Raw genomic sequence first — 14,578 nt, 5'->3', positions numbered from 1 at the left:
ATAGTATTAATAAAAAAAGAGAAGATTATGAGAAAGATTAACAAGATTTTTGTGGGTGCCTTATGGGCATTGACAGTTTCAGGAGTGACAACATCATGCAGTAGTGACAACAATGATGATTTGAATACCATCCAGACGGATGCCGAGACACTAACTGACGAGCAAGCTCTGGCATTAGCCGACAATGCTCTGTTTGAGTATTATCATAAAGCCTTCGGACTCTCTTTCATTGTAGAGACCTTTACCTCAAAGACTCACTCTTTTGAAGGACCAGAGAGTGCTGACGGTCCACTTATCAGCCGTCATGAATTGACTCCTACCAATGTCTATTTCGTGAACAGATGGTACAATAAAAACTCTGCCATCTCCAATGCCAATGAGGCTATTGAGAAGATTACAGCAGCAAATGTTAGTGAGCAGACTAAGAAGGTGGCCATTGCACGTGCCAAACTGGCTCGCGCTCTAGGTTATCATGTGCTTGTGAGGCTGTGGGGTGAAGTACCTCTCTACACCTCAACGGATGGCGACACAAAGACACGTGCCAGCATTGACGATATTTATACCCAGATTGTAAAAGACCTTGAGGAAGCAGCAGAAGGTCTGCCAGAAACAGGAAATCTCCCCTCTGTTCCTACCAAAGCAGCTGCATACGGTCTGTTGTCTAGGGTGTATCTTGATTGGGGCAGCAACCCGCTCACCTACGATCAGGTGAATGCTATTAAGGATCAGACCAAGGATCCAACTCCTTCATATACTTCAAGTCGTCTGGAGAAGGCCATAGAGTATGCTAACAAAGTTACTGGATATAGCCTGAATAGTAGTTTTGCCAGCATTTGGGGTAAGGACAATGAGGCTGCCAAAGACGAGAAGATTCTGACCTTTGTACACGATGGAGATGCCGTCGGTACAGGTAACCATCAGGTTCACTGCTCATGGACATTTGGATTCAATGTGGATCAGGAGAATCACCTCTCTCCCGCACAGGATAGCTTCCTTGCCGCATGGGACAAGGCAGATACACGTCGTAACGTCAGCTATATCGATTCGCTCTATGATTCTCTCGGTGATTCTCTTGTACTGTTCCGAGCACCTCGAACACTTCCGCGTTATGGAAAGTTTGTAGACCATGGTTCAGAAGGACCTAACGAGTGCTACAAGCTGAACGATCTCGATCGTGTTGAGTTGCGTTATGCAGAGGTACTGCTTAACAAGGCTGAGGCTTTGGTTCTTCTCGGCAGAGCAGATGAGGCCAAAGAGCCCATTAACCTGATTCGTCAGCGTGCTTATGGTGACAATGCTCATAATCTCTCTTCAGTTACTTTCGATGATGTGAAGCGCGAGTGGGGACTGGAGTTCGTTTACGAACAGAAGGAGTGGTTCAACCTTGCTCGTTGGAAGGAAGTCATCAAGGATCTTGAAAGTGTAAAGAACAATGAGTACTTTGATGACAGCTATGCTATCGCTGGTAATATTGGCAGAAATGGTCAGGTGGTCAACGAATTCTTTGCAAAGACCTATAAGCATCTTCATGCGAAGTATGAAAACCGTCAGGGTAAGTACTACCGCTTCCCCATTCCTGTTGGTAAGAGCGGTGAGAGTCTTGGTATTTCTCCTCAGAATCCCGGTTATTAAATATTTCTTATGGAAATGCCATAGGCTTCCGTAAAAGTAAAACAAGTTGTTTTGGTGTGTTAGAGACCGTCTTTATGAATCATACAAGGCATCTCCACGACAGTAAAACAACCTGTTTTACTTTTTGACTTGACGTTTCTTTATCTGGAAAAGCCTATCTCCAACAATATAACAGATGTCTGTTATGACTAAGACAAAAGGGACCTGCCTCACGGTAAGTCCCTTAACTAAAACTAAACAAATACTTTATGAACTCATGTTGAGAGAGTTTTCTGCGTGCAAAGGTAAGTAGAAATAAGAAATGCTACAATACCTAAAAATGATGTTTTATCCGAAGACAAAACGTAAGGACTCATAGAACTGTATGAGAAGAATGTAAAGGACAAACAGGACGGCTCCCCTCTCGATACCGAAAGACATGGCATGGATGATGGATGAGAGGGATTTCAGGCGTCCAGACACCACCCCGTAGGTGATGGAAAACACGCAGATACCGAAAGCAATGATGGGGACAAGACTGCGACTGAAGGCCGACGGGAAGAGATTACCCGTTGCCGAGAGGAGGATGGCATGAGGCGGGAATGTCAATAACGCAATCAAGCCCAGGTAGATCAGAAGGGAGACGGTGGCCACCCTGAGGGCCAGACGGTCGCGGTAGTTACGCTGCCAAGTCGTCAGACCACTCTTCTGCAGACTGCCGATGGCTATCAGCGCCAGCAACAGCCATACGAGCATCGGTGATGCGATGACACTGGTGAAAGAGCCGAAGAACCAGCGTATGCCTTCCGATGACAGGAGGGAGCGTATCCCCTCTGTCATGGTCGTGGAGAGGATCCACGAGAGAATGATCAGTAGGGCCTCGGCACACAACAGCACAGAGGCGATCACCCCTACCCCCTCCTTGGTCAGGAAAGACATATATCGCTCGTACCTACTCTTCATCAGGCTCCAGGTTATCGATGTCAAGGATACGTAACTCAAGGGCACGTACGACCAGACGCGTCGCATTGATGCCACTACTGCCCTCTGGGAAGAGCTTCTGGATCAGTTCGTTCTGACGTTTCTCAAGACTCTTCACTCCAAAAGGCATGCCACGCAGGTTGGTGATCTGCTCCTTGGTGTAGCCAAGGGCGAGATGGCGCAGGAAGCGTTCGTCATACTCGTCGATCTCATAATTGACGAGAGCCTCCTGTTTCACGAGTTGTCCACTGACGGCAGCCTTGAAGCGCTCCACGATCTTCTCGAGGATCGGCTCGTTGAACACCAGTTGCTTACCGTCCATCACGGCGTTCACATCGCGGCGGGTGAGCAGCTCTCCTGTCTTCAGGATCACACCGTCGGCACCGGCATCAAGCACGTCGACCCACAACTTCTCATTGAGGATCTCACCAGTGAAGATCAGCACTTTGACATCGGGATGCAACTCCTTGGTATGCCGACAGATCTCCACACCGATGGTTGTCGAACCACCCAGACCCAGATCTAGAAGCAGGAGGTCGGGTTTCTGCTGTTTGATTAGTCGCCAATATGCTTGTTCGTTCTCTGCCGTTCCGATGACCTCTGCCTCAGGGATATCATTACGAATGATGCCTAACGTTCCCTTGAGTTCAAGAGGCACGTCCTCAACGATTATTACTTTGAAGTTTTCCATACGCTTGGTAATGTTATTATCATATTTGTTGTTCCATTGATTATGGTGGCATAGATACCACAACCACGACGGTTAGTTGCCTCACCGTGGTCTCTAACAATCTGCCGACATAGCAGATAAGGGATATGCTCCTTGGAAGGGGTGAACAGCAGGGATACCTGTTCCTCTGTCATCTCCAGGGCCGGCATCGGGATCAGCACATCGATATAGGCCTTCTCCTTCTGGCGGAACGACATGTCGAGCTTCTTCTGTCCCGACTGTTTCCTGAGGATATCAAAGAGATAACGTATCAGGGTCTCATCCCCGAGGATCCTCACCTCCTCACGACCGTCGTCCGCAGGAGCGAGGACGATGGGCTTCAGATGGAGCTTGGTACGTTCTACCTGTCGGGTGGCCTGCAGACTGAGTACGCCATACAACTCACGGTAATAGTCGGTCACCTCGCACAGAGAGTCGTTATCGCCTACCTCCAGTAATTGCTGGATCCTACTGGGATAATACATCGTCTCATGCTTCAGAGTCGAGAGACAGTTGTCCAACACCGCGTTGGAGACATGCAGGTTGTTATCCTCCTGCTCCGCCTTCCGGAGCTCATCGCCCAGCAGTTCCAGGTCCGTCTGGCGTTGCTGCTCTTTCAGGAAACGGTCGTAGAGACGATGACGGTAGTACAACAGGTAATAGGCAGGCACGATAGACACTAGCATCAGAATAAGCAGGATGATGGCGATGGTCTTGTTCGTCTGCGACTGCTGCATGGTACGGCAATAGTCACCGAGCGTGTTATCTGCCGACATCTCCTTGAACAGCTGCGTGTAGATACGGTTGTTATAGGCATAGAGCTGCCACTGATGCAGGGCGAGCGCCGCCACGGCACTCTCATTACGGATATCCAGAATGATATTGTAGTTGATGTCCAGACTGTCGTGGAACCACTTGATCTCCGGTGCGAGCATCGACAGGTTCCCCATCTCTCGCATCAGATAGCGGCCATGGGGCTCCAGCTGACGATAATGCTTATTCAGATAGTAGCGGCACAAGTCGGCAAAAAACAAGGTCCGTTCATAGGTGCCGTTGATATTGGAAAAATAGGCGGAATCGGCATAGGCACTGGCCCGTGTCATTGTCTCGTCCATCGCAAAGATGTCTGACGCCTGCGCCCGGGTAACTCCAGATACCCAAAGACCAACAAACAGCAACCAATAGCCGACAGAACGCATGACACCTTTCGGCAGACGGAAGAACAGGCGACTGCCCTTGCCCAGTGTGCTGGTCGCATCAATGGCACAGACAGAGAAGAGCTGGCTCACCTTACGATATTTCTCAATGATACCCTTGCAGTTGAGCAGTCCGAAGCCATGCTCCTCCACAATCTTATGGTCGAAGAGATGACTAAGCTGTTCTTCGCTCATTCCTGCACCGGTATCCTCGACGGAGATTTCCACATACTGCTGATCCAGAACGGCAGACAGGCGGATCTGACCACCCTTGTCCGTGAACTTACGGGCATTGTCGGCCAACGTGTTCAGCATGAAGAGCGTCAGCACCCTGTCGGCCTTGACCACAGCGTCTGTCGGCTCTACCATCAGCTCCACACCTTTCATCTGAAAGGCGGTACGACTCTTACTGATCATATCAAAGAGGGTCTGTAAGGGGAAGCTCTCGATCTTAAGACTCAGTTCACCTTGCCTGAGCTGGATCCAGTGAGTGAGCACATCGTTATAATCCTCGATCTGATCGGTCAGCTCACGGATATAATCGACATTCCCACCATGGGGTGCCTTTAACTCATGGATAATACGGTCTATAAAGGGAGTCACACTGTTGACCAGCGAGATCTTGGCCCGCTGCTCCAGGTTACGCCGCTCACTGGTCTCCAACCGGAGCAGTTGGGCGTTCAACTCTTCTTGTTTCTGGTCAAAGAGATCGTCGGGTTGGTCCTCCTGACTGTGCCTTTTGTTCATGTGATTGAACAGCCAGAGGAAGAAAAGCAACAGGACGATCGCGATCACCACGGCAACCAGCATCATATTCAACTGGGTGACGGTCTTCTCCAACAGACTAGCTCGAGCTTCTAACTGCCGGTCCTGACGGGTGGTCTCCTGCAGGTCGAGGTAGAGATTTCGGTTGTAGTCGCTCTGTTGTTTATCGTCTATAGCGGCATAAGCCACACTCATCTGCTCACGGATACTCGCCACCAGGTCGGGTGCCTGGTTGATGATCGTATCGGAAAGAGCCTGCTCAAGATTGTTGAGTGCCGACTCATAATCACCCGTCTGTCGGTAACAGGAGGCCAGCGTTCGGTAGGCGCCGGCAATCTGGTATACATCTCCGTATGTCTCGAAAATATAAAGCGCGTTCTCCGCCAGGACACCCGGCAGGTCCTCGTCGGCAACATTCTCTGGATTGATGAACTTCGACGCCGGCAGGTTATCAGCTATCAGCTGTTGCCGGTCGTGCGGATCGGTCAGATGCTCAGAGAGTGCCTCAAGGGCATTAGCGGCAAAATAGGGATAGTTGCCCTTACGTGCCAACAGAAGACAACGCATGAGATGATCGAACTCCTGTTGGTTGATCTCCTTCTGTGTTCCTTCTGTGATGATGCCGCCGGCACCGACATTATAGAGATAGTTCAGGTATTGAGCCGTGTCTTTCTGTACCTCATCGGGGTTAATGGCATACAAGGCCTCGATGGACTGTTCTTCCAGTCCTACATAATAGTAGTACGTCGAGTTGACAATAGCAAACTCCGTCTCGGCATAGAGCATCCGCTGACGGTCATGCTCAGAGAGCTGATCCCACTCCTCATGGATACGACGCACCGCATGGTCGGCCCTCTCACGGAACTCATGGAACTCACGGTTCCTGGAACGACGCTGACAAAGACGCATCTGCTGCACATAGGCAATCAGTATCTCAATCTGATTGTCGGTCATCTTTGGCACCTCCGTCAGCAGTCGCTCCGCCTCGTCATACTGCATCCTGACAATATGGACGAAAGCCAGATTGTTCATGGCTTCGGCCTTGCCGGCATGATAGCCATCGGCTTCATGATAGGCGCGCCGGGCATACGACTCCGTGGAGTCGGCATCCCGATAGTGATAAGCATAGGAGATATCATTCAGCCTGTCTATCGCCCGTCTGTCTGTGCGAGAACATGCTGAAAAGAGAATGACTGAGAGAACGATTAGCCAGAGTCTCATAGTTAGAAACACCCCTTCCACCGACTTCTGTTGACAGACAGTCAGGCGGAAGGGGTATATGGATTATGCACGAGCCTTTGCTACGTAGCCAAGAGCCTCACGACACTTGTCGGTGACATACTGCCAGTCGCCGGCTTTCACCTTGTCTGAGGGGAAGAGTTTTGAGCCCATGCCTACACAGAACACGCCGGCCTTGAACCATTTAGTCAGGTTCTCCTCGTCGGGCGACACACCACCGGTCACCATGATCTTCGACCACGGCATCGGAGCCTTGAGCCCCTTCACCATGTTCGGACCAACGACATCACCAGGGAACACCTTTGTCAGGTCACATCCCAGTTCCTGTGCCTTACCGATCTCGCTGACTGTCATGCAGCCCGGGCAGTAAGGTACCAGACGACGATTGCAGACGGGAGCAATGTCGGGGTTGAACAGGGGACCTACGACGAAGCAGGCGCCTAACTGTAGATAAAGAGCAGCGGTCGGGGCATCGACCACCGAACCGATACCCAGGGCCAGTTCAGGACATTCTTTGTCGGCCCACTTCACCAGTTCACCAAATACCTCCTGGGCGAAGTCGCCACGGTTGGTAAACTCAAAGGCGCGGACACCACCCTCATAACAGGCCTTGACCACATTCTTACATGTCTCCAGATCCTTATGATAGAATACGGGAACCATACCCGTGTCACCGATCTTCTTCAGGACGGCTATCTTATCAAACTTTGCCATAATATGACTCGCTTTTTTATCTTTGTACTCGACCATTAGCACTACCACCGGCAAGCGCCTCTACCTCGTCAATGCTGACCTGATTAAAGTCACCATTGATCGTATGCTTCAGAGCTGAGGCTGCCACAGCGAACTCCAGAGCCTCGCCCTGTGTCTTCTTCGTCAGCAGACCGTGGATAAGACCACCAGAGAAGGAATCACCACCACCCACACGGTCGATAATCGGATTGATCTCGTAACGCTTGCTCTGATAGAACTCCTTACCATCATAGATCAGAGCCTTCCAACCATTATAGGTGGCACTGTAGCTCTCGCGGAGTGTAGACACCACATACTTGAAGCCGAACTCCTGCATCATCTGCTTGAAGATACCCTCATAACCTGCTGCATCAGTCTGACCGCCTTCCACGTCGGCATCGGGCTTGAAACCGAGACAGAGCTCTGCATCTTCCTCGTTGCCGATACATACATCCACATACTTCATCAACGGACGCATGACGGAGATAGCCTTCTCCGAGGTCCACAGCTTCTTGCGGAAGTTCAGGTCTACAGACACCGTAACGCCATGGCGCTTAGCAGCCTCACAGGCCAGCTTCGTCAACTCTGCGGCCTTGTCGGAGATGGCTGGGGTGATACCACTCCAATGGAACCACGCTGCACCTTCCATTATCTTGTCAAAATCAAAGTCGGCAGGAGAAGCCTCTGCAATGGCAGAATGGGCACGGTCATAGATCACCTTAGACGGACGCATCGAGGCTCCTGTCTCGGCATAGTATAGCCCGATACGGTCACCACCACGAGCAATATATTCTGTGTTCACCCCATAACGACGCAGAGCGTTCAAAGCAATCTGTCCGATCTCGTGCTTGGGAAGCTTGGATACATAATATGCATCATGTCCGTAATTGGCTACAGAAACTGCCACGTTTGCCTCACCGCCACCTGGAATAATCCGGAAAGACTCACTCTGAATGAAACGGTCATTGCCCTGGGGCGACAGGCGAAGCATAATCTCGCCCAATGTTACAATTTTAGCCATTGTTTTTGATTTAATGATAGATTTAACTTGTTAATTTCGTTTGCGAGGACAAAGGTAAGGACATTTTTCCAAACTACCAAATGTTTAGTATGAAAATACTTACGGAAACGTTTTCTGACAGATTATTTAAAAAAGTAGTGCATATTCTCAGTTTTTCTTTGTACCTTTGCCCCAAAAAGGGTGAAATATGCCAAAGGAGAATATAACCATTAAGGACATTGCCGCTAGAGCGGGTGTCTCAACAGGAACAGTGGACCGTGTGCTACACAACCGTCCCAACGTCAGTAAGTCGGCTCTCGAGAAGGTCAACAAGGCCTTGGCAGAGATGGACTACCGTCCCAATATGTATGCCTCTGCCCTCGCCTACAACAAGACCTACGACTTCTATATCGTACTGCCCAAGCACGAACAGGAGGCTTATTGGGACGAGATAGAGGAAGGGGCCCAGGCATGTACTGATTTCCGCCGTGATTTCGGTATCTCACTGAAGTTCGTCTATTACGAGCGCTTCAACCACCAGTCGTTCACGAAGATGGCCCGTGAGCTCTTCACGGCTAAGATCGACGGGGTGATCATCGTACCCTCCACGCTCGAACAGACCTCTCGTTTCACCCAGAAACTCATGGAGCGTAAGATTCCTTATGTGTTGCTCGACTCCTATATGCCCGACCTCAAGCCCTTGGCCTTCTTCGGACAAGACTCATTTGCCAGCGGCTATTTCGCAGCGCGGATGCTGATGCTCATCGCCTCCAAGGAAAAGGAGATCGCCATCGTCAAGCAGACACGCGACGGAAACGTGGGATCCAAGCAGCAGGCTAACCGGGAGACAGGCTTCCGTCACTATATGGTGGATCACTTCCCTGAGATCAAGATCTCGGAAGTAGACTTGCCGCTTGACGAGGAGCGCAAGGAATACGACACCATCCTGGAGAAATTCTTCAAGGCTCATCCTCAGATTCACCATTGTATCACCTTCAACTCAAAGGCACACCTCGTCGGGGAATTCCTCCAGAGAAGCAACCGTCGGGATATCCAAATCATGGGCTACGATATGGTGCATAAGAACGAGGAGTGTGTTCGACAAGGCAGCATTTCGTTCCTCATCGCACAGCACGCCTACCAACAGGGATATGCCAGCGTGAACGCTCTCTTCGAGGCTATCGTGATGAAGCGCGCTGTCACACCGGTCAACTATATGCCTATCGAGATTCTGACAAAGGAGAATGTGGCCTTCTATCGTAGGACGGCCATATAATCCAGACTGACCTCACGCATGGAATTAACTACTTATATAAAAATTAATCAGGCAGACAGCGTCGTCGTGTGTCTGCAAGACAAAAGAAAAGGGGCTATCATCGAGGTAGATGGGCGACAGATAGTTGTCAACCAAGATACACCTGCCGGACACAAGATACTCATCAACGATGTGTCTAAGGGACAGAATATCATCAAATACGGTTACCCCATCGGACACGCGATGGTTGATCTGAAGGCGGGCGACTGGGTCAATGAGACTAATCTGAAGACTAATTTATCCGGTAAACTCGAATATACGTACTCCCCTATAAACGAGCAACTTAATATCAAAAATGACAACCGCACCTTTAAGGGTTATCTAAGAAGGAACGGTGATGTAGGTGTGCGCAATGAGATATGGGTCGTGCCGACGGTCGGATGCGTCAATGGGATTGCCGAGCGACTTGTTCAGGAACTAAGACGTGAGACCTGTGGCGAAGGGGTTGACGCCATCTATGCATGGCATCATAACTACGGTTGTTCCCAACTGTCCGACGATCACGAGAACACCCGGAAGGTGCTCCGTGATATCTGTCTGCACCCCAATGCCGGTGCCGTCCTGGTGCTCAGTCTGGGATGCGAGAACAACCAGCCTGACGACTTCATGGCGATGCTGGGCGACTATGACCAGGATCGTATCAAACTGCTCGTCACCCAGAAGGTGGAGGATGAGATGGAGGCAGGCATGGATATCCTGCGGGCACTCTATGAGACAGTCCGCCAGGATCAGCGCGTGACCGTACCAGTCAGCAGACTACGGGTCGGCCTGAAATGCGGTGGCTCCGACGGATTCTCTGGTATCACGGCCAATCCCCTTATAGGTGAGTTCAGCGACTGGCTGGTAGCACAGGGAGGCACATCCGTCCTGACAGAGGTGCCTGAGATGTTCGGGGCTGAGACCATTCTTATGAACCGTTGTCGTACTAAAGAGCTCTTCGAGCAGACGGTCTCGATGGTCAACAACTTCAAAGACTATTTCCTTTCGCACGGCGAACCGGTCGGCGAGAATCCGAGTCCGGGGAATAAGGCCGGTGGCATATCAACCCTCGAGGATAAGGCGTTGGGCTGTACGCAGAAATGTGGAAAAGCACCTGTGAATGGTGTCCTAGAGTATGGCGATCGTCTGCAGCACGACGGTCTGAACCTGCTCTCGGCTCCAGGCAACGATCTGGTGGCTGCCACGGCACTCGCCGCCAGCGGATGCCATCTGATACTCTTCACAACAGGACGTGGCACTCCCTTCGGTACTTTTGTGCCAACCATGAAGATCGCCACGAACCCCGACCTGGCACGCCGGAAAGCGGGATGGGTCGATTTCTCTGCCGGTCAGCTATTAGAAGGACGCTCCATGCAGGAACTCGTTCAGGAGTTCATCGACAAGGTGATCCGTGTGGCCAACGGCGAACTGGCGAAGAACGAGCAGAATGACTACCGCGAAATTGCAATCTTCAAGAACGGAGTCACATTATAAAGATATAAAGGTAAAAGGATGAGAAAAGGACTTATCGCATTATCCCCGTTGATGGTATTTGTAGCCTTCTATCTTGTCACCAGCATCATCGCTGGTGATTTCTACAAGATTCCCATCACTGTGGCTTTCATGGTGTCGAGCATCTATGCGATTATCATCTCTGGTGGTAGACCTCTGATGTCACGTATCAACGCCTTCAGTCGTGGAGCCGCCACAGAACAGATGATGCTGATGATCTGGATCTTCATTCTGGCCGGTGCCTTCGCTCACTCTGCAAAGGCCATGGGCTGTATCGATGCGACCGTCAACCTGACGCTCAGTCTGCTGCCTCCACAGATGATTCTGGCAGGCCTGTTCCTCGCCGCCTGCTTCATCTCACTTTCCATCGGAACCAGTGTGGGTACGATAGCAGCCCTGGTACCTATTGCGGTTGGCATCGCCTCGGAGACTGGCACCGACGTGGCGTTGATGACTGCCATTATCGTCGGTGGCTCTTTCTTTGGCGATAACCTCTCTTTTATATCCGACACCACCATCGTGGCAACCCAGACACAGGGCTGCCGACTAAGCGATAAGTTCCGTGTCAATGCCTTTCTGGTGTTTCCTGCGGCCATTCTGATTCTTGGTATCTACCTATTGATTGGACTCCACGTGAGTGCCCCACAGCATATTCCCCAGGTAGAATGGGTGAAGGTTCTCCCTTATCTGGTCGTGCTGGTGACCGCCATCTTCGGCATGAACGTCATGGCCGTACTGACATTAGGCATCCTTCTGACAGGTGGCATCGGTCTGGTGACGGGCTCCTTCGAACTGTACGGATGGATGGGTGCCATGGGCGAAGGCATCCTCTCGATGGGTGAGCTGATCATCGTCACGATGATGGCCGGAGGCATCTTAGAACTGGTCAGACAACAGGGAGGTATCGATTTTGTAATCCACCAACTGACCCGTCATGTCAATGGCAAACGAGGTGCTGAGATGAGCATTGCCGCTCTGGTGTCACTCGTTGACGTGTGTACGGCCAACAACACCGTTGCCATCCTGACCGTTGGCGGTATCGCTAAACAGATTGGCGACCGTTATGGTGTCGACAACAAGAAATGTGCCTCTATCCTCGATACCTTCTCCTGTGTCATGCAGGGCTTCATTCCCTATGGGGCGCAGATGCTGATAGCGGCAGGTCTGGCATCACTGAATCCCATCGCGATGATTCCCTATCTCTATTACCCCTTCGCCTTGGGAGTGGTAGCAATCATGGCAATCTTTTTCCGCTATCCTAAAAGATATTCATAGTCATGGACATCATACAGCGCAATCTCTTCAGACTATTGAGAAGTGGTGTTTTCCAGACGACAGAACAGATAGAGCCGATGTCTGTCTATAAATGGGGACGCGTCTACCAGTTGGCCGTCCTGCATGATATCACTCCCTACTGTTATCAGGGATTACTCCGCTGTAAGGATCAGTTTTTCCTGCGCCTGACAGAGACACAATGGAAAGAGTGGAAGACGGTTGCGGAAAAGAGCAGTAAAAAACCAGTAACGGCTGAGTTGGAGGAAGATAGTTTTCTGCGTCCTGATCATCTGACCAACCCGTTCCTGAACAGCAGACTGCAGGCTATCCTTGACGATGAGGACTCTGATATTCCCACCCGTCGGCTGTTATTAAAGATGATCAGGGTGATTCGTCATATCCTGAACGAGGGACTGCCCATCCGACAAATGGTGGAGTTGGGGATATACCTACGCCAGCATCACAAAGAGATTGATTTCGAGATGTTAGGCCGATGGATCGAGGACCTCCACCTGACCCAGATGGCTCAACTTGAAGGCGAGTTCCTGGTCCGGTTATGTGGCTTCGAGCATCAGGATCTGCCGTTCCTAAAAGAAGGAAAAGACATCCATGTAGAGAAGATTGCCAAGGAACTGGTGGATTTTGCGAACACCCGATCAAAAGACTGGTATTTCTCTCAGGGCGATGAGAATATCTTCGTGCACAGTAATACCTCTGCCATCTTCAGTCATGTACGCCGTTCTGCGCGATACTTCCATTACTATCCCTCCGAGAGCGTCACCAACTTCTTCTCTTCGTTTGTACACTCCCTATCACATATAGAGGAATAGCATGACGGCCAACTGTCAGGCGGCTGTTCAGTGTATATACCGGATATCACGCAGACTATGGAAGCCCATAAAACGACTTTTGTCCACAAACCCGTTGACACCGAAGATCCGTCCTTTACTGGTATACTGCCACATCGTAATATCCCGATTGTCTGCCAATACCGGCTCCTCTTCGGTATACATGGCAATCATCAGTTTATAATCGTCGATCTTCCCGAGAAGGTGCTTGTTGTAGAAGTTCCGGAACGTATAGAGCAAAGGTTGCTGACAATAGGTCCTTTCAACCATCCCCAGGAACTTGAATAATGAGTCGCAGAAGATGTCCGTCGGCAGACCGCCTGTTGTCTCTATATCAATCATCGGTATCAGGTCTTGTTCTCCAGGCAGACACTGGGTCTTGAAGTTATCCAACTGCTGCTGCAAGGGTGTCTTCGGACGGAAGAAATGGTAGGAGCCAACCTTCAGGCCATAGCGATGAGCCAGTTCTATATTACGTTCATACCGTTCGTCGATCCGGTCGCCCCCTTCCGTAGCCTTCAGATAGACATACGCCAACTTGGTATTCTCGCCAACCGTCTCCCAGAACACCTGGCCCTGATAATGCGACAGATCGATACCATGCACATGCTCACAGGTATCCTCACACAGGATCATAGGCTGATCGTCCTGCGGCATATTCACCGGTCGAAGTCTTGCGATACGCTTGACGGGTCTGTGTCTCCTACCTTTCTTAACCACTCGGTGGGTTTTGTGTCGACCATGTAGCTTCCTACTTCTTGAACGGTGGGCAGACACCTCCCCTACGGTCATCAAAGCAATTAGTAATACCAATAATATAGAGAGTTTCTTCATGATGTTCTGGTTTTGCGGGGGCAAAATTACAAATATACGAGTGAAACACAAAAGAAAAAAACATTTTTCAATGGCATTTCACTCGTATTAACAACCCTACTCTGTAATCTTAATGGCAACAGCCTTAAGTTGCTGCCAACCGGCACGGTCTGTGAGACGCACCATAAAATGGTAGTCACCGGGATCAATGTCAGCAGGGATGGGTATGTTTATCTTGGCATCGTACTGTCTCAACCCCGTCGGGATGGCGAAATCCTGATTGTAGACCCATGGCTTAACTGGTTGTTTCAAAGCATCCATCGGACATTCCACCGATGAGGTGCTATGGGTGTGATGATCGAAGTTGTTGTGAATCTCAATGTTGTAAGTGCCAAGCTCCGTATCATCGGTGAAGAAATAGTTGAAGGGGATGGTCTCACCACGGTGGTAGACCTGACAGTCGATAGGATTAGCGGTGATTCCTTGATCGGTAATGATGGGCTGAGACATGTCCTTTGCCTCGTCATCGTCAGAACTGCTGCACGCACAGAGTGCGCACAGCAGTGAGAGTGATATTACAGTTTTCTTCATGTTTATTTTGGA

Annotated in this window: 12 protein-coding genes; 5 read left to right on the top strand and 7 right to left on the bottom strand. The window is 50.4% G+C overall.

What is annotated here, in order from left to right:
- The first annotated feature begins 27 nt into the window (after positions 1-27).
- Positions 28-1,632 (top strand): RagB/SusD family nutrient uptake outer membrane protein, encoded by a 1,605-nt coding sequence (locus tag BMY63_RS01090; RefSeq protein WP_177178351.1) that lies wholly within the window; start codon positions 28-30, stop codon positions 1,630-1,632.
- A 327-nt stretch (positions 1,633-1,959) separates the two neighbouring features.
- Here BMY63_RS01090 and BMY63_RS01085 read toward each other — a convergent pair whose 3' ends face one another.
- The 5 genes from BMY63_RS01085 to BMY63_RS01065 form a co-directional block, all read right to left on the bottom strand.
- Positions 1,960-2,574, bottom strand: a complete 615-nt coding sequence (locus BMY63_RS01085) for an AbgT family transporter (RefSeq protein ID WP_256218890.1) — start codon at positions 2,572-2,574, stop codon at positions 1,960-1,962.
- Positions 2,564-3,283, bottom strand: a complete 720-nt coding sequence (locus tag BMY63_RS01080; protein ID WP_091899333.1) for a DUF5932 domain-containing protein — start codon at positions 3,281-3,283, stop codon at positions 2,564-2,566. The genes BMY63_RS01085 and BMY63_RS01080 overlap by 11 nt, the downstream gene beginning before the upstream one ends.
- A complete protein-coding gene (locus tag BMY63_RS01075; RefSeq protein WP_091914182.1) occupies positions 3,265-6,483 on the bottom strand; it encodes an ATP-binding protein in 3,219 nt (1,072 codons plus the stop codon). The genes BMY63_RS01080 and BMY63_RS01075 overlap by 19 nt, the downstream gene beginning before the upstream one ends.
- A gap of 63 nt (positions 6,484-6,546) precedes the next feature.
- Positions 6,547-7,215, bottom strand: coding sequence for a bifunctional 4-hydroxy-2-oxoglutarate aldolase/2-dehydro-3-deoxy-phosphogluconate aldolase (locus tag BMY63_RS01070; protein ID WP_091899909.1), 669 nt, complete (start codon positions 7,213-7,215; stop codon positions 6,547-6,549).
- A gap of 16 nt (positions 7,216-7,231) precedes the next feature.
- Complete coding sequence (locus tag BMY63_RS01065) at positions 7,232-8,254, bottom strand: sugar kinase (protein ID WP_091899331.1); 1,023 nt, start codon at positions 8,252-8,254, stop codon at positions 7,232-7,234.
- Positions 8,255-8,441: 187 nt separating this feature from the next.
- Between BMY63_RS01065 and BMY63_RS01060 the strand changes: the two genes are divergently transcribed.
- The 4 genes from BMY63_RS01060 to BMY63_RS01045 are packed head-to-tail and all read left to right on the top strand — an operon-like array spanning position 8,442 to position 13,144.
- Positions 8,442-9,509, top strand: coding sequence for a LacI family DNA-binding transcriptional regulator (locus BMY63_RS01060; RefSeq protein ID WP_091914180.1), 1,068 nt, complete (start codon positions 8,442-8,444; stop codon positions 9,507-9,509).
- An 18-nt stretch (positions 9,510-9,527) separates the two neighbouring features.
- Complete coding sequence (locus BMY63_RS01055; protein WP_091914178.1) at positions 9,528-11,021, top strand: UxaA family hydrolase; 1,494 nt, start codon at positions 9,528-9,530, stop codon at positions 11,019-11,021.
- Positions 11,022-11,039: 18 nt separating this feature from the next.
- Positions 11,040-12,314: a Na+/H+ antiporter NhaC family protein gene (locus tag BMY63_RS01050; protein WP_091914176.1), complete on the top strand. Its 1,275-nt coding sequence runs from the start codon at positions 11,040-11,042 to the stop codon at positions 12,312-12,314.
- Positions 12,315-12,316: 2 nt separating this feature from the next.
- A complete protein-coding gene (locus tag BMY63_RS01045) occupies positions 12,317-13,144 on the top strand; it encodes a hypothetical protein (RefSeq protein ID WP_091914174.1) in 828 nt (275 codons plus the stop codon).
- Positions 13,145-13,171: 27 nt separating this feature from the next.
- On the opposite strand, the gene BMY63_RS01040 is transcribed toward BMY63_RS01045, so the two are convergent.
- Both BMY63_RS01040 and BMY63_RS01035 read right to left on the bottom strand, forming a co-directional pair.
- Positions 13,172-13,819: a glycoside hydrolase family 25 protein gene (locus tag BMY63_RS01040; RefSeq protein ID WP_256218926.1), complete on the bottom strand. Its 648-nt coding sequence runs from the start codon at positions 13,817-13,819 to the stop codon at positions 13,172-13,174.
- Between the two features lie 273 nt (positions 13,820-14,092).
- On the bottom strand, positions 14,093-14,566 hold the full coding sequence (locus tag BMY63_RS01035; RefSeq protein WP_091914173.1) for a DUF4625 domain-containing protein: 474 nt from the start codon (positions 14,564-14,566) through the stop codon (positions 14,093-14,095).
- Between the last annotated feature and the right edge of the window lie 12 nt (positions 14,567-14,578).

Source organism: Prevotella aff. ruminicola Tc2-24 (assembly GCF_900110895.1).
Taxonomy (GTDB): domain Bacteria; phylum Bacteroidota; class Bacteroidia; order Bacteroidales; family Bacteroidaceae; genus Prevotella.
Note: the sequence above shows the minus strand (reverse complement) of the source record. Positions and strands in the feature narration are given on the sequence as shown.

Excerpts from the sequence above, each read along its gene's own strand:
- BMY63_RS01080 (WP_091899333.1), bottom strand. The coding sequence starts at position 3,283 with ATGGAAAACTTCAAAGTAATAATCGTTGAGGACGTGCCTCTTGAACTC.
- BMY63_RS01050 (WP_091914176.1), top strand. The coding sequence starts at position 11,040 with ATGAGAAAAGGACTTATCGCATTATCCCCGTTGATGGTATTTGTAGCC.
- BMY63_RS01045 (WP_091914174.1), top strand. The coding sequence starts at position 12,317 with ATGGACATCATACAGCGCAATCTCTTCAGACTATTGAGAAGTGGTGTT.
- BMY63_RS01060 (WP_091914180.1), top strand. The coding sequence starts at position 8,442 with ATGCCAAAGGAGAATATAACCATTAAGGACATTGCCGCTAGAGCGGGT.
- BMY63_RS01085 (WP_256218890.1), bottom strand. The coding sequence starts at position 2,574 with ATGAAGAGTAGGTACGAGCGATATATGTCTTTCCTGACCAAGGAGGGG.
- BMY63_RS01035 (WP_091914173.1), bottom strand. The coding sequence starts at position 14,566 with ATGAAGAAAACTGTAATATCACTCTCACTGCTGTGCGCACTCTGTGCG.
- BMY63_RS01090 (WP_177178351.1), top strand. The coding sequence starts at position 28 with ATGAGAAAGATTAACAAGATTTTTGTGGGTGCCTTATGGGCATTGACA.
- BMY63_RS01055 (WP_091914178.1), top strand. The coding sequence starts at position 9,528 with ATGGAATTAACTACTTATATAAAAATTAATCAGGCAGACAGCGTCGTC.
- BMY63_RS01040 (WP_256218926.1), bottom strand. The coding sequence starts at position 13,819 with ATGCCGCAGGACGATCAGCCTATGATCCTGTGTGAGGATACCTGTGAG.
- BMY63_RS01065 (WP_091899331.1), bottom strand. The coding sequence starts at position 8,254 with ATGGCTAAAATTGTAACATTGGGCGAGATTATGCTTCGCCTGTCGCCC.
- BMY63_RS01070 (WP_091899909.1), bottom strand. The coding sequence starts at position 7,215 with ATGGCAAAGTTTGATAAGATAGCCGTCCTGAAGAAGATCGGTGACACG.
- BMY63_RS01075 (WP_091914182.1), bottom strand. The coding sequence starts at position 6,483 with ATGAGACTCTGGCTAATCGTTCTCTCAGTCATTCTCTTTTCAGCATGT.